Source organism: Alcaligenes sp. RM2 (genome assembly GCF_052931795.1).
Map to the genome: position 1 here is coordinate 317,720 of NZ_JBRFIO010000004.1, position 14,115 is coordinate 331,834.

At 57.1% G+C, this 14,115-nt stretch carries 13 protein-coding genes; 7 read left to right on the forward strand and 6 right to left on the reverse strand.

From position 1 onward, the window contains the following. The first annotated feature begins 95 nt into the window (after positions 1-95). The 5 genes from ACU6HM_RS15225 (at position 96) to ACU6HM_RS15245 (ending at position 6,360) form a co-directional block, all read left to right on the forward strand. Positions 96-374 (forward strand): acylphosphatase, encoded by a 279-nt coding sequence (locus ACU6HM_RS15225; RefSeq protein WP_009460160.1) that lies wholly within the window; start codon positions 96-98, stop codon positions 372-374. Between the two features lie 164 nt (positions 375-538). Next, the gene (locus ACU6HM_RS15230) at positions 539-1,432 is read left to right on the forward strand and encodes a MurR/RpiR family transcriptional regulator (protein WP_009460159.1); all 894 of its coding nucleotides are present in this window, start codon (positions 539-541) and stop codon (positions 1,430-1,432) included. A gap of 69 nt (positions 1,433-1,501) precedes the next feature. Next, positions 1,502-2,500 carry a TAXI family TRAP transporter solute-binding subunit gene (locus ACU6HM_RS15235; protein WP_009460158.1) on the forward strand — a complete coding sequence of 333 codons (999 nt, stop codon included), beginning with the start codon at positions 1,502-1,504 and terminating at the stop codon, positions 2,498-2,500. A gap of 202 nt (positions 2,501-2,702) precedes the next feature. After that, positions 2,703-5,333 carry a TRAP transporter permease gene (locus ACU6HM_RS15240; RefSeq protein ID WP_442893035.1) on the forward strand — a complete coding sequence of 877 codons (2,631 nt, stop codon included), beginning with the start codon at positions 2,703-2,705 and terminating at the stop codon, positions 5,331-5,333. A gap of 100 nt (positions 5,334-5,433) precedes the next feature. Continuing rightward, entirely contained in the window at positions 5,434-6,360 is a 927-nt protein-coding gene (locus ACU6HM_RS15245; protein ID WP_254500077.1) for a pseudouridine synthase, read from the forward strand. Positions 6,361-6,503: 143 nt separating this feature from the next. Here the strand turns inward: ACU6HM_RS15245 and ACU6HM_RS15250 are convergent, their stop codons facing one another. From ACU6HM_RS15250 to ACU6HM_RS15275, 6 genes are all read right to left on the reverse strand, one after another. Continuing rightward, entirely contained in the window at positions 6,504-7,493 is a 990-nt protein-coding gene (locus tag ACU6HM_RS15250) for an asparaginase (protein ID WP_009460155.1), read from the reverse strand. Between the two features lie 63 nt (positions 7,494-7,556). After that, positions 7,557-8,240 (reverse strand): ABC transporter permease, encoded by a 684-nt coding sequence (locus tag ACU6HM_RS15255; protein WP_021447100.1) that lies wholly within the window; start codon positions 8,238-8,240, stop codon positions 7,557-7,559. Beyond that, positions 8,237-8,950, reverse strand: coding sequence for an ABC transporter permease (locus tag ACU6HM_RS15260; protein ID WP_009460152.1), 714 nt, complete (start codon positions 8,948-8,950; stop codon positions 8,237-8,239). Before ACU6HM_RS15260 ends, ACU6HM_RS15255 begins: the two co-directional genes overlap by 4 nt. Positions 8,951-8,968: 18 nt before the next feature. Then, the gene (locus ACU6HM_RS15265) at positions 8,969-9,778 is read right to left on the reverse strand and encodes a transporter substrate-binding domain-containing protein (RefSeq protein WP_009460151.1); all 810 of its coding nucleotides are present in this window, start codon (positions 9,776-9,778) and stop codon (positions 8,969-8,971) included. An 89-nt stretch (positions 9,779-9,867) separates the two neighbouring features. Then, on the reverse strand, positions 9,868-10,647 hold the full coding sequence (locus tag ACU6HM_RS15270) for an ABC transporter ATP-binding protein (protein ID WP_009460150.1): 780 nt from the start codon (positions 10,645-10,647) through the stop codon (positions 9,868-9,870). A 159-nt stretch (positions 10,648-10,806) separates the two neighbouring features. After that, the gene (locus ACU6HM_RS15275) at positions 10,807-12,096 is read right to left on the reverse strand and encodes a Glu/Leu/Phe/Val family dehydrogenase (protein ID WP_035268560.1); all 1,290 of its coding nucleotides are present in this window, start codon (positions 12,094-12,096) and stop codon (positions 10,807-10,809) included. Positions 12,097-12,289: 193 nt separating this feature from the next. Here ACU6HM_RS15275 and ACU6HM_RS15280 point away from each other — a divergent pair, with 193 nt between their 5' ends. Further along, a complete protein-coding gene (locus ACU6HM_RS15280) occupies positions 12,290-12,994 on the forward strand; it encodes a YggS family pyridoxal phosphate-dependent enzyme (RefSeq protein ID WP_031232795.1) in 705 nt (234 codons plus the stop codon). Between the two features lie 133 nt (positions 12,995-13,127). Beyond that, complete coding sequence (locus ACU6HM_RS15285) at positions 13,128-14,096, forward strand: Bug family tripartite tricarboxylate transporter substrate binding protein (RefSeq protein WP_250756478.1); 969 nt, start codon at positions 13,128-13,130, stop codon at positions 14,094-14,096. Positions 14,097-14,115 lie beyond the last annotated feature (19 nt).

The window sequence follows — 14,115 nt, forward strand, 5'->3', positions numbered from 1 at the left end:
CGGTCATGCAACAATGATGCGACTAATTTAACTGAATATTGAGATGCGGGGCGGATGCTGCCACATTTCGGGCACAAATAGCAGGGAGCAGGCTAATGGCGGATTGTGAAACGGTAGAAGTGTGTGTTAAAGGCCGGGTGCAGGGGGTGGGGTTTCGGGCAAGTGCGCTGCGCCATGCTCATCTATACGGCGTCAAAGGTTGGGTCAGTAACGCGGCCAATGGGTCGGTTGAATTGGTGTTGCAGGGCAGTACGGATGCGATTGACCAGATGGTTAGCTGGCTGCATATTGGCCCTGAACAGGCCCAGGTCGAGCAGGTAGATATCCAGCGTTCTTACACAGACAAACGCTACGATTTTTTTGATATACGTTAGCGCGGCAGCGTTGACGGCAGAAGCTGGTGGGGCGCATTTCACCGACAAACAAGTGATTACGTGTCGGATAGTTTGCGGGCAAACCCTAGGAAAACACTTGTTTTTTTTTAGTCGGTTCAGATTACCATTCGTTTTATTTCCAGCAGAACGTCGATGGAAGCCGAATGGAACCTTTGCTGCGACTGCAACGCATTTTGCCAGAACTGACGCCTGAGTTGCTTCGGGCTGCCCAGTGGGTTGAACGCCATCCTGTTGAGGTCAGCCTTTGGTCCATGCGCAGGCAAGCTCAGGCCTTGTCAGTGGCTCCCGCCACGATGCTGCGTTTGGCACGGGCTGCCGGTTATGACAGCTATGACCGTTTCCGGGCGCCGTTTCAACAAGCCTTGCATCGCAATGACGACACCATGGCTTCGCGGGCTCAATCCTTGCAAGGTAGTCGCGCTGCAGAACAGCAGACCCAGGCCTTGGGCCAGCAGCAGGAGGCAGCCGTGGAGTCTGTCCTTCGGCTTAACCCGGCGGGCAGTCTGGATGCGTGTGCCAAATCCATTCTGGCGGCACCCAAGGTTGGCTTTCTAGGGGCGGGCGCCAGCTTTGCCTGCGCCTTCCAGATGCATTACGCCTATCAACTGATGTGTGGCAACGGGGTGCTGCTTAACCGAGCCGCAGATGTATTGGTGGAGCTGGAAACTGGCCTGGAAAGTGGTGGTGTGCTGCTTGTGATCAGCCAGGCCCCGTATGTGAAGGCCGTCGTGAACAGCGTTCGCTCTGCGGTGGAGCGTGGCACGACCGTGGTGGCCCTGACCGATAGCGTCTTGTCACCCATTGCACAAGGTGCCAAGCATGTATTGCTGTTTGATCCTCATACGGGCAAGCAGCCCATGGCCAGCTTTTTTCATTCCTTGGTAGGGCCTGTGACCGTAGCCGAACATCTGCTGGCTCGTATCGCTGCACAGGGCGGCAAGACAGTAGTAGAGCGTCTTGCGCAGCTGGAGTCCTCATTTCGCCGTCAGGAGATTTATTGGCAGGAGGGTGATGTTGCTGTCACTAATCCGCCTTGAGCACCACGATAGAAAGTAAACCGGGCATTCCGGCAATTCAAATGGGGTCCACCCCAAGGGAGACAAAAGATGAAGCACACTGCAAAGAAAACAGGTAAGAAACTGGTGTTGGCATCAAGCACAGCCGCCGCTTTATGTGCCATGTTATTGAGTCCTTTGCCGGCCAGTGCCCAGCAAAAATTTGTCAGCATCGGAACGGGTGGGGTGACAGGGGTGTATTACGCGGCCGGTGGAGCTATTTGCCGGTTGGTGAATAAAGACCGTGGGACCGATGGCGTGCGATGCTCTGTCGAGTCTACCGGCGGTTCGGTGTTTAACGTCAATACCATCAAGGCGGGCGAACTGGATCTGGGGGTGGTGCAATCCGACGTGGGATACAACGCCTATAACGGCGAAGGGCAGTTCAAGGACGGCGGTGCCTACACCAAGCTGCGCTCGGTGTTTTCCATCCATCCCGAACCCTTTACGGTGTTGTCGCGCAAAGAAGCCAATATCAGTACCTTTGACGACTTCAAGGGCAAACGGTTTAACGTAGGCAATCCGGGTTCGGGCACACGAGCATCGATGGATCAGTTGCTGCAGGCAATGGGCCTGGATAACAGCTTTTTCTCGCTGGCCTCCGAGCTGCGCCCGGACGAACATGGTCCAGCCCTGTGTGATGGCAAGATTGATGGGTTCATCTATGGAGTCGGGCACCCTTCGGCCAATATTCAGGACCCGACCACATCTTGTGGCGCCAAGCTGGTTCCTCTGACGGGGCCTGCTGTAGAAAAACTGGTCGAAACCTATCCTTACTATGCCAAGGCCGTCATTCCGGGTGGTCTGTATCCTAACAACCCAGACGATGTCCAAACTTACGGTGTTTTAGCGACCTTTGTGACGTCAGAGGATGTCCCTGAAGAGTCCGTTTATAACGTCGTCAAAGCCGTGTTCGACAACTTTGATGATTTCAAGCGTTTGCATCCTGCATTGGCAAACCTGAAAAAAGAAGACATGGTCAAGAACGGCCTGTCTGCTCCTTTGCACAAAGGGGCTGAAAAGTACTTCAAGGAAAAAGGGCTGTTGTAAGGCGGCCTGATATTGACCAGGCTGGCTACGCTGGCCTGGTCGCAAGTGCCACCGCACCGGCAGTGGTCTTGCTTCTGGTTTGGAGTTCCTGGGCTGCCTGGCCCAGGTGATCGGTGCCTGGTCGTTTGACCCGGCTGCATCGGCGCTTCAAACCAGACTTTCCTGGAGATATATGCAAATGACACAACAAGAACAGAAGAAAATGGGGCCGGACGTCGCCCTGACACAGGATGAAACGGCAGAACTGGAAAAGCTGGTTGCAGACGTAGACAGGGGCGGGCGCACTGTTGCGGGCGCAGCGGGCATGGTTTTGTTTCTGGCGGCCATAGGCTGGTCCTTGTTCCAGCTTTGGTACGCTTCCCCGCTGCCCTTTGCCCTGAATATGGGCATTTTCAATGACACTGAGGCGCGTGCCCTGCATTTGGGCATTGCCATGTTTCTGGCCTATCTGGCTTTCCCTGCCCGCAAAAAGTCGGCTCGGGACCGTATTCCAATTCATGACTGGGTCCTGGCTCTGATCGCTGCTTTTTGCGGCTCATATTTGTTCTTTTTCTATAAAGAACTGGCCATGCGCCCAGGCATCCCGACCACAATGGATGTGGTCGTGGCCAGTGTTGGCCTGGTGTTGTTGCTGGAGGCTACACGTCGCTCTTTGGGTGCGCCGATGGCCGTGTTGGCACTGATCTTTATCGCTTATATTTTTCTCGGCCCCTGGTTGCCGGATGCCCTGTCTCATCGTGGTGCTTCATTGCAGCGCCTGGTCTCGCATATGTGGCTGACTACCGAAGGGGTTTATGGGGTCGCACTGGGCGTTTCGGTTTCTTATATCTTTATTTTTGTATTGCTGGGCTCCTTGCTGGATCGTTGCGGGGCGGGCAATTACATGATGCAGGTCTCGTTTGCCTTGCTGGGGCATTTGCGTGGTGGGCCTGCCAAGGTTGCCGTGGTGTCCTCGGCGGTGAATGGCATTGTGTCTGCGTCCTCCGTTGCCAATGTGGTGACGGGCGGTATTTTCACGATTCCCCTGATGAAGAAAGCCGGTTACGGCGGTATTCGGGCCGGGGCCATTGAAACGGCGTCTTCCGTCAATGGCCAGATCATGCCGCCTGTCATGGGAGCGGCGGCCTTCCTGATGATTGAGTATGTTGGCATTCCCTATACCGACATCATTCGACATGCGCTGCTGCCCGCGGTCATTTCGTATATCGCGTTGTTTTATATCGTGCATCTGGAAGCGCTCAAGCTGGGAATACAGCCGATGATGTCATCGGGCAAACCCAGAACGTTCATGCAGAAGCTGGCCGGCTGGGGCATGGGCACGGCGGGTACTTTAATTGTGATGGGACTGGTGTACTGGATAGGCGTAGGGGTTCAGGCGGTAGCTGGTGCCGCCGCTATCTGGATTTTGTTGTTCCTGCTGCTGGTTCTGTATGTGTTTTTGCTGAAAGTGGCTGCAGACCACGAGGACCTGCCCACCGATATCAATGTCAACACACCGGTGCGCCCCGAACCGTGGCCAACGGTGCGAGCCGGTTTGTATTTTCTGATCCCTATCGGCATTCTGGTCTGGTGTCTGACGGTAGAAGTGATGTCTGCGGGCCTGTCGGCCTTCTGGGCCGTTGTGGCCATGTTGTTCCAGATGGCAACCCAGCGTCCCATCATTGCCTGGTTCCGCAAGCAGGCGACAGCTCAGCCATTGCGCCAAGGCGTCGGTGAAGTCTGGGTGGGGCTACAGGAAGGTGCCCGCAATATGGTGGGCATCGGCATTGCTTGCGGGACGGCCGGCTTGATTGTGGGTGCTATCACCTTGACGGGTCTGGGCCTGCGCATGACAGCTTTTGTGGAGCTGGTCTCCATGGGCAATGTGCTGGTCATGCTGTTTTTTACCGCCGCTGTGTGTCTGGTTTTGGGCCTGGGTATGCCTACCACTGCCAACTACATTCTGATGGCGACCTTGATGGCGCCGGTGGTGGTGGAGCTGGGGGCGCAAAGCGGCATGATCATTCCGCTGATTGCCGTCCATATGTTCGTGTTTTATTACGGGATCATGGCGGACATCACCCCGCCTGTGGGCTTGGCCACTTTTGCAGCCGCTGCCATTTCAGGGGAGGACCCGATCAAGACAGGGGTGCAGGGCGTGACCTATGCCATGCGTACGGCCGTGCTGCCCTTCATGTTCATCTTCAATCCTATGCTCTTGTTGATCGGCATACATGGTGTCTGGGAGTTGATTATGGTCGTGGTGGGAGCGACCGTGGCTTCCCTGACATTTGCGGCGGCAACCATGGGATGGCTGCGCATCAAAACAAGCTGGCTGGAGACCGTCTTGCTCCTGTTGGTGACGTTCATGCTGTTCCGACCGGACTGGTTCATGGACCATATCAGCGAGAAGTACCAGAGTCGCCCCGCGTCAGAGTTGATGCAGATTGTTCAGAACACGCCAGACGGAGGCAATCTGGTGGTGCAACTAGCGGGGATGAATCTGGAGGGTAAAGACTTGCAGAAAACAGTGGCTGTATCATTGCCCGGCTTGCCGCAAGGAGATGGGGCGGCCGGCTTGGCAGCGGCGAGCAAGCGTTTGTCTCAGGCTGGGCTGACGGTGATGGCTTTCGGCGATACGGCGCAAATTGCCTCGGTGGCTTTTGGCAGTTCAGCGCGGCGGGCCGGATGGGAGCAGGGCTGGGATATTCAACAGGTGAAAGTGCCACATCCAGATCGTCCTTCCGAGTTTTGGGTTTATATTCCTGCTTTTCTGATTCTGCTCTGGTTGTGGTTAAGGCAAGGCCGCCGGATCCGTCATGATGCCGCCCCACAAGGTGCTGTCCAGAGTTGATCGAGCCAGCAGCCTCGGCGGCGGCTGATAGTACACTGATGCCACTGGATGGCTGGCCCGCTGCAATAGCGGGCCATTTTCTATCTATTTTGTTTTTGTAATGACACCAATAACAAGTGTGCCGCCCCTGCCTTCGCGCAATGGGGTCAGCCCCAGCAAGGTATGGTGCCCACGCGGGCCCTGGCTTTTGCTGGAGGAGTTCTTGCTGGAACGCTTCCCTCATGTCAGCCCCGAGGTCCTGCTGGACAGACTGGCACGAGGCGATATTCTGGATCAGGACGGGGTGCCGCAACATTTTGGTTCGCCTTATCAGCCCGATCGTTGGTTATGGTACTTCCGCATGGTGGAAAACGAAGCGGTCGTCCCTTTCGATATGCCCGTTCTATACGCGGATGAGCGTCTGATTGCTGTGGACAAGCCGCACTTTCTGGCTACAACGCCGGGCGGTCGCTACTTGTACGAAACTGCGCTGACTCGTCTGCGGCGGGACTTCGGAGAGGATGGCATCAGCCCCATTCACAGGCTGGACAGGGAAACGGCGGGTATCTTGCTGTTTTGTCGTGATCCTGCGGCTCGCGGGGCCTACCAGTCCCTGTTTCAGCAGGGCGGGATCGAGAAAGAATATGAAGCGGTCGCGCCGTTTCAGGAAAAGCTGGCAAATGGGCTGCTGTACAGCAGCTGCATGAAAGAAGTGCCCGGCAAGTTTGTCATGTGTGAGGTTGAGGGCGAGGCCAATAGCAGCACCGAAATTATTTGCGAACGCCACTGGCAGGCTGAGCAGGGTCAGGAGCTGGCCTTGTACCGCCTGCGTCCCAAAAGTGGCCGCAAGCACCAGTTACGCGTGCATTTGAGCAGCCTGGGGGCACCTATCATCAATGATGTGTTCTACCCTGAGCTTTTGCCGGAGCGTGACGCGGACGACTTCAGCCAGCCCTTGCAGTTGCTGGCTCGGCACATTGCCTTTGTGGACCCCATAACGGGTGAGCAAAGACGCCTCAGCAGTCAGCGGCAGCTGGAATTGGCTTGAGCCTATTGGCATTGCGCTTGAGTACGCTATTGTCGAACAGCCACAGCCACAGCCACAGCCACAGCCACAGCCACAGCCAGTCTTGCTGCTGGTGCCCTTTATCTAGCCAGCTAGTCCAAGGGACGATGGCGAAAGCCCGAACCTTAATAGTCGCGGAAAGCCGCCTCTATCTCATCGTGCTCCAGTTGAGCAGCCAGACACAGCATTAATAAAATTCGGGCCTTTTGAGCAGGCAAGTAATGCGCGGCAATGGTGTTGTGATCCTGGTCATACGCACTGTCTGTCACAGGTCCTGCATGGATGCGAGAAGCCCGCACACACACCACGCCTAGTCGGTGTGCCCGGCTGACACCTTCCAAGGCTCCGGGGGTCAGGCTGCCGTTGCCAGTCGCCGCCACCACAATGCCTTGCACACCGCTTTGTGCGGCGTGGCGGTACAGTTCGGCCAAAGTATCGGGGTGATCGTAAAAAATCTGCACTTTAGGAAGGCTGTGCAAAGAGCGCACATCGAACAGGCTGCTGTGCGTATGGGGCAGCAGCGTACGCATCATGAAGCGCGGCTGCCCGCCTGCAACCAGACCCAAGGGGCCGGCATCGGGTGAACCGAAGGCGCTGGTCTGAGTGGTGTGTTGTTTGCTCAGGAAACGGGCGCTGTGTATCTGGTCGTTCAGCAGTACCAGTACACCTTGATCCTGTGCCAGCGAAGAGCAGGCTACTTGCACGGCCTGATACAGATTCAGCGGACCGTCGGCACTCAAGGCCGAAGCCGGGCGCATCGCCGCCACCATAACCACGGGTTTGTCGGTTTTCAGGGTCAGGTGCAGGAAAAAAGCGCTTTCTTCCAGCGTATCGGTGCCGTGGGTAATGACCGCGCCGTTGATGTCCGGTCGTGCGAGCAGAGCATTGAGCTTGTGGGATAGCTCCAGCAGCATCAGCGAGCCCATGGCCCGGCTGTCCACGTTGAAAATCTGATGGCACTCCAGATCGGCCAGCTCGGTGATACCGGGCACGGCTTGCAATAGCGTTTCTACGCCCTGGGTGATGTCGTAGTCCGTCAGACCAAGATTGGATTGGGTTGTGGCGGCAATGGTGCCGCCGGTGCCTACCAGGGCCAGTTTGGGGCGAGTCGGCATGTGAGGGTGCTCCGCGTCCAGTTGTTGCGCTAGGGGGTGCGGAGAGCCTGGGGTGGCGCCGGTTTAACGGCGCACTTTCAACCAGCGCTCGACCAGGTGCACCACCGATAGCAGGGTAAAGTTGATCAGCAGGTACAGCAGACCCGCAATAACAAAGGTCTCGATGATGGCGTAGTTCTGGTTCATCAAGCGTTTGGCATGACCGGTCAGGTCCATGACGGCAATGGTCGAGGCCAGACTGGTGCCTTTGATGGCCAGCACAATTTCATTGCTGTATGCGGGCAAGGCCTGGCGAATCGCCAAAGGAAACGCCACGCGACGAAAGCGCATCCAGGCGGACATGCCGATGGACTTGGCTGCCTCGATCTGGCCCACTGGCACAGCCTGAAAACCGCCCCGGAAGACTTCACTGACGTAGGCGCCACTGTTCAGACCAATGGCCAGAATCGCGCAGCGCATGCCGTCGCTGAACAGCCACCACAACGTGGGTGAGTCCTTTACAAAACTCAGGGTGCCCACACCGTAGTACAGCAGGAACAACTGCACCAGCAATGGGGTGCCACGAAATACCGTGCTGTAGCTAAAGGCAAAGCTGCGCAAAATGCGGCTATGGGACTGGCGCATCAGGGCCAGTGACAGGCCGATGAACAGCGACAGCACAATGCCCCACAGACCGATATAGACGCTCATGCCGAACCCCTTGAACAGGGTTTCAACGGTGGTATTGAATAATTCCAGATCAATCATGCCTGGGCTCTCATGCCTTTGCCGGTATAGCGTTCGGCCAGCAAAAACAGGGCCTGACTACAGGCACCAATCAGAAAATAAAGCACGCCTGCAATCAGGTACATGGCCATGGGTTCGCGTGTATTGGCGGCACCCAGAGTAGCCGCCCGCATGATCTCGACCAGACCCACCAGGGAGATCAGAGCCGTGTCTTTCAGTGCGGTTTGCCAGACGTTATTGGCGCCGGGCAGGGCGTACCAGAACATTTGCGGCAGGATAATGCGGCGCAGGCGCTGCCAGGGGGACATGCCAATGGCTTTGGCGGCCTCGATCTGGCCTTCGGGAATGGCTTGCAAGGCACCGCGAAACACCTCCACGCTGTACGAGCCTGCAATCAGGCCAATGGCCAAAATGCCGACCAGTGCGGGGAACCAGCGCGTCATCACATCTTCCATGCGCATGAAATCGGCCAGATCGGAGACGACTTGGACCGAGCCAAAAAACAGCAGGTAGATGATGAGCAGCTCGGGGATACTGCGAACAACCGTGGTGTACAGGCTAACGGGGCCACGCAGCCAGCGTGGCCCGTTGGTCTTGATGCTGGCTCCTGTAATCCCAATGACTACGCCCAGGGCCATGCCCAAAACGGAGATCAGCAAGGTCATTGCTGCTCCGCGAAGGAACATCCAGCCCCAGCCTTCGCGCAGCACATTAAAAATGGTCTCTAGCATCAAGTGGTACTTCTCGACTTATTTCTTGCAGATCTCGTAGTTGGCGATGTCGATGTCAAACCACTTTTCGCTGGCGGTCTTGACGGTGCCATCGTCGATCAGCTTGCACAGGGCAGCGTCAACCTTGGCTTTCAGTTCTGCATTGTCTTTGTGAATACCGACGGCAATGCCATAACCCAGAGTTTCAGGGTCGGAAGAGCCTTTGATGACCAGCTTGGACAGTGCAAAGTTGTCCTCGCCGACTTTATGCAGGAACTTGGACTGGGAGGTCAGGTCGGCAAAGGTGCCGTTCAGACGACCGGCGTCCAGATCGATTTGCATCTGGTCCAGGGTCTCGTAGTTCTTGACGGTGGTCTTGGGGGCTTTCTTGGACAGGAAAGCGCCGTGAGTGGTGCCACCTTGAACGCCAATGGTTTTGCCAGCCAGGCCATCAAAAATAGCTTGTTCGTTGTCGGCACCGACCAGTTCACTGTTCTTGGGCAGAACGAAAATGGCGTCTTCAACGGCGTAAGGAATACTGAAATTCACGCGCTTGGCACGCTCGGGGGTGTAGGACATACCCGAGATGATCAGGTCAAAGCGTTTGGCATCCAGCGAAGGAATCAGGCTGTCAAAGGCTTGCACGATGAATTTGCAATCGCTGTTCAGCTCCTTGCACAGGGCAGCGCCCACGTCGGCGTCAAAGCCGGTGACTTTACCGGCTGCGTCCACCATGCTCCATGGTGGGTAACCGCCTTCGGTACCGATTTTCAGGGTGTCTGCCATTGCAGCCTGGGAGCCCAACAGGGCCAGGCTGGCACAGATCAGGGTCTTGCTGAGGAAACTCATGGTCTGGCTCTCCTTTGTGGATAGGCTGGTCAGAGCCGTATTGGCCCTGCTGGTTTTCCAGCCGGTGTCGTATTCACGAAGCGATGATCTTACTGCATTGGTTGTAGAAACTGCTGTAGACGCTCGGATTGTGGCCTATCGAACAGATCTTTGGGATGGCCACGTTCTTCAATCAGGCCGTTGTGCATGAAAATGGTCTCGGAAGAGACGTCACGCGCAAAATTCATTTCGTGGGTGACCAGGATCATGGTGCGGCCTTCCTGGGCCAGTTGGCGAATCACGCGCAGTACTTCGCCCACCATTTCCGGGTCCAGCGCCGAAGTCGGTTCGTCAAACAGCAAGACATCCGGGTCCATGGCCAGGGCACGGGCAATGGCCACGCGTTGCTGCTGACCGCCGGACAATTCGGCCGGGTAGGCATCGCATTTGTTGCTCAGGCCCACCTTGCCCAGTAGTTCGCGGGCGTATTCAGCCGCTTCACGGGCCGGGCGGCCTTTGACGTGGATGGGGCCTTCAGTGACGTTTTGCAGCACCGTGCGGTGCGACCACAGATTGAAGTTCTGAAACACCATCCCCAAGCGGGCGCGGACTTGTTCCAGCAGGCGCGGATTGTCTGTCTGGCAAATGCCCTTGCGATTGCGATGGCTGCGCAAAATGTCATTGCCGATCTGGATTTCGCCCTGATCGGGGACGACCAGATGGTTAATGCAGCGCAGCAGGGTACTCTTGCCCGAGCCGGAGGCTCCAATAATGGAGAGTACGTCGCCCTTGTGAGCTTGCAGGGAAATGCCCTTGAGCACCTCGTTGGTGCCAAAGCGTTTGTGGATGTCGCGTACCTGGACCGCCGCGTTCAGGTCATTGTTATTCACAGCAACGTCCTTGCGGTCAAAGAGAAAGGGGGTAAGGGTTTCATACGGGTGTCATATCCTGGATGCCCCGATTCTACCGCTTTCCCCCTGTTTTTTTTGCACAAGCGCTGTATTTTGCTCATAAAAAGCGGCATAAACCGGGTACGCCGCCTTATGAGTTTATGGATACAGGCCGCGTACCTGACGAGATTCCAGAATGCGGGCGCAACCCACGATAAAGGCAGCCGTACGCAAGGTGACGTTGTGCTCTTTGGCAACCGCCGCCACCGTGGTGTAGGCCGAGCGCATCATCATTTCCAGACGGTTGTTGATCTCGTCCTCGGTCCAGAAGAAGCTGGAGAAGTCCTGGACCCATTCGAAGTAGGACACGGTTACGCCACCGGCGTTGGCTACCACGTCCGGAACAATGATCACGCCCTTGTCGTTCAGGATGTCGTCGGCTTCCGGGGTGGTGGGGCCGTTGGCGCCTTCGATCACAATGCGGGCGCGGATGCGGTCGGCATTGTTCTTGTTGATCTGGCCCTCCAGCGCGGCCGGGATCAGCAGATCGGTTTCGATATGCCAGAAGTCTTCGTTGGAAATGGCCTCGGCATTGGGCGCTCCGGCCAGACCTTTGTGCTGTTCCATGTGGTTCAGCAAGGCCAGTACGTCCAGACCGTTGGGGTTGTATACCGTGCCGGTGTGATCCTGTACGGCCAGCACTTTGGCACCGGCTTCCTGGAACAGGCGGGCAGCGGTGCCACCCACGTTACCGAAGCCTTGCACAATGACGCGGGCGCCATTCAGGTCGATACCGGCGTCGCGGGCCGCTTCACAACCCACGGTATACACGCCGCGGCCAGTGGCTTCCACACGGCCCAGGCTACCGCCCAGGGAGACAGGCTTGCCGGTGACCACGCCGGTGCTGGTGCCACCGACATTCATGGAGTAGGTGTCCATCATCCAGGCCATGGTCTGGGCGTTGGTGTTCACGTCCGGGGCTGGAATGTCCTTGTTGGGGCCAATAATCACACCGATTTCGCTGGTGTAGCGGCGGGTGATGCGCTCCAGTTCGGCCTGGGAGTGGTTGCGCGGGTCAATACGAATACCGCCCTTGGCACCGCCAAATGGCAGGTTCACGGCAGCCGATTTGATCGACATCCAGGCAGCCAGAGCCATCACTTCGGACAGGGTGACATCCTGGTGGTAGCGCACGCCGCCCTTGCCTGGGCCACGGGAAGTATTGTGCTGAACGCGGTAGCCCTCGAAGTGGGCCACGGTACCGTTATCCAGTTCAATGGGTACGTCGACAATCAGCGTGCGCTTGGGGCGCTTGAGTGTTTCAACCCATCGGGACAGTTTGCCCAGATACGGAGTGACTCGCTCCACTTGTTCGAGATAAATACCCCACGGGCCGACGTCGTCGGCGTTCAGGTATGACGGCAAAGCATGGGTGGGACGATCTGTCATGAGCTCCTCGATAAGGTTGGGAAACGGGATACGAGTACACAGTGAAGACGTGTGATTGCGCACAGACGCAGAACCTGGCAAACACGCTGTGGATGGGCTTAGCGGTGGCCGTGTGCAACAGTTATGCTATCGGAAATGGCCGCTGTTGTGTTTGCAGCGTTTGCGATGGTTTTATCTGGGTGCGTGTGCATTGATGGCTTCTTCTGACTCTTCCCTTTCTGGTCGCTTGGCGCAATTGCGCCAACGTATCGAACAGGCTTGCTTGCAGGCCGGCCGCCCTGCTGATGCGGTGGCTCTTTTACCGGTAAGCAAAACCTTTCCTGTGCCCGTGCTGGCTCAAGCCCTGGATTTGGGCCTGTCGCGAATGGGCGAGAACAAGGTTCAGGAGATTCGAGACAAGCAGGCAGAGCTGGCCGATCGCGCGGTGCAGTGGGTGATGATAGGCCATCTGCAGAGCAATAAGGCCAAAGATATTGCACGCTTGGCCAGCGAAGTACAGTCTTTGGACCGTTTGTCCCTGGCTCAGGCCCTGGATCGACACCTGCAAAACGAGCAGCGTAGCCTGGACGTGCTGATCCAGGTCAAGACCTCGCCCGAGCCCAGCAAATTTGGTTTGGCCCCTGAAGAACTGCCCGCCTTCATGCAGTCCCTGCGTTCGCTCGATACCTTGAAGGTCCGTGGTCTGATGACCATGGCCGTCAATAGCGATGACCCCCAGGCAGTCCGCGCCTGCTTTGCCAGCCTGCGCCAGTGGCGCGATCGTCTGGTGGAGTTGGGCCATGAACAGGTGCAAGGCCTGTCCATGGGCATGAGCGGTGATTTCGAGCTGGCGATTCAGGAAGGTTCCACTGAAGTGCGAGTGGGTTCGGCCCTGTTTGGCGCACGCGATTACAGCTAATCGATATCCGCATCGTTACTAATGCCCTGTGCAGGGCTGTCCGCGCATAATGTCTCTGCGCATCCCGGACGGGAAGCTTAAAACTTAAAAAAATAGCGCCAAAAGCGCTGTCTACACGCATGGAGGAGACATCATGCATTGGAAGAACTTTGGAGCCGGTGTGCTGTTGCTAAGCGCCAGCCTGACAGGAACGGCCTTGGCAGCAGACTGGCCCCAGTCTGCCGTCACCTGGGTAGTACCTTATCCCGCAGGCGGCGGTTCAGATGTGATTGCCCGGCTGGTCGCCAAGCAGCTGGAAAGCAGCCTGGGCCAGACCTTGATTGTGGAAAACAAACCGGGGGCCGCCACCATTATCGGCGCGACCTATGTCAGCAACGCCAAGCCGGATGGTTATACCGTAGGCACGGCTGATTCGGGCACACTGGCCTTTAACTCCTCTTTGTACAGCAAGCTGCAATATGACCCGGCTGCCTTCACCTATGTGGGCGGTCTGGCCCGCTTCCCCCTGATGCTGGCAGTGCCACAGGAGTCGCCCTATAAAACCGTGGCCGATCTGTTGGAAGCAGCGCGTAAACAACCTGAAAAGCTGACGTCCTCGTCCGCTGGCAGTGGCTCTCCACACCATTTGGCTTTGGAGATGTTCAAGCAGCGCACGGACACCAAGATCGTGCACGTGCCTTACAAGGGAGCCGCACCCGCCATTCAGGATTTGCTGGGCGGTCAGGTGGATATGTCCTTTGTGGATTCCGCCGCAGCGCTATCCAACATCAAGGCCGGCAAATTGCGGGTGCTGGCGGTTGCCACGCCCGAGCGTAGCAGTCTGTTGCCTGATGTGCCAACCATGGCCGAAGCGGGTATTGCCGACTTCTACGCCTATGCCTGGCAAGGTTTGGTGGGCCCATCCAAGATGGACGAAGGCGCCCGTCAACGCTTGAGCCAGGACTTGATGCAGGCCCTGAAAACGCCCGAGCTGGATCAGCGTATTCGCGAGATGGGGGTGGAACCCATGCCCATGACGCCCGATGAATTCCAGGCTTACGCCCAGCGTGAACGCGCTGAATGGGCCACGGTTATCGAGCGTGCGGGCATCCGTATGGATTGACCTTGATGCGGTCGAAAGT

Bases quoted from the DNA above. Each gene is read 5' to 3' on its own strand.
- ACU6HM_RS15225 (WP_009460160.1), top strand. From the start codon at position 96: ATGGCGGATTGTGAAACGGTAGAAGTGTGTGTTAAAGGCCGGGTGCAG.
- ACU6HM_RS15230 (WP_009460159.1), top strand. From the start codon at position 539: ATGGAACCTTTGCTGCGACTGCAACGCATTTTGCCAGAACTGACGCCT.
- ACU6HM_RS15235 (WP_009460158.1), top strand. From the start codon at position 1,502: ATGAAGCACACTGCAAAGAAAACAGGTAAGAAACTGGTGTTGGCATCA.
- ACU6HM_RS15240 (WP_442893035.1), top strand. From the start codon at position 2,703: ATGGGGCCGGACGTCGCCCTGACACAGGATGAAACGGCAGAACTGGAA.
- ACU6HM_RS15245 (WP_254500077.1), top strand. From the start codon at position 5,434: ATGACACCAATAACAAGTGTGCCGCCCCTGCCTTCGCGCAATGGGGTC.
- ACU6HM_RS15250 (WP_009460155.1), bottom strand. From the start codon at position 7,493: ATGCCGACTCGCCCCAAACTGGCCCTGGTAGGCACCGGCGGCACCATT.
- ACU6HM_RS15255 (WP_021447100.1), bottom strand. From the start codon at position 8,240: ATGATTGATCTGGAATTATTCAATACCACCGTTGAAACCCTGTTCAAG.
- ACU6HM_RS15260 (WP_009460152.1), bottom strand. From the start codon at position 8,950: ATGCTAGAGACCATTTTTAATGTGCTGCGCGAAGGCTGGGGCTGGATG.
- ACU6HM_RS15265 (WP_009460151.1), bottom strand. From the start codon at position 9,778: ATGAGTTTCCTCAGCAAGACCCTGATCTGTGCCAGCCTGGCCCTGTTG.
- ACU6HM_RS15275 (WP_035268560.1), bottom strand. From the start codon at position 12,096: ATGACAGATCGTCCCACCCATGCTTTGCCGTCATACCTGAACGCCGAC.
- ACU6HM_RS15280 (WP_031232795.1), top strand. From the start codon at position 12,290: ATGGCTTCTTCTGACTCTTCCCTTTCTGGTCGCTTGGCGCAATTGCGC.
- ACU6HM_RS15285 (WP_250756478.1), top strand. From the start codon at position 13,128: ATGCATTGGAAGAACTTTGGAGCCGGTGTGCTGTTGCTAAGCGCCAGC.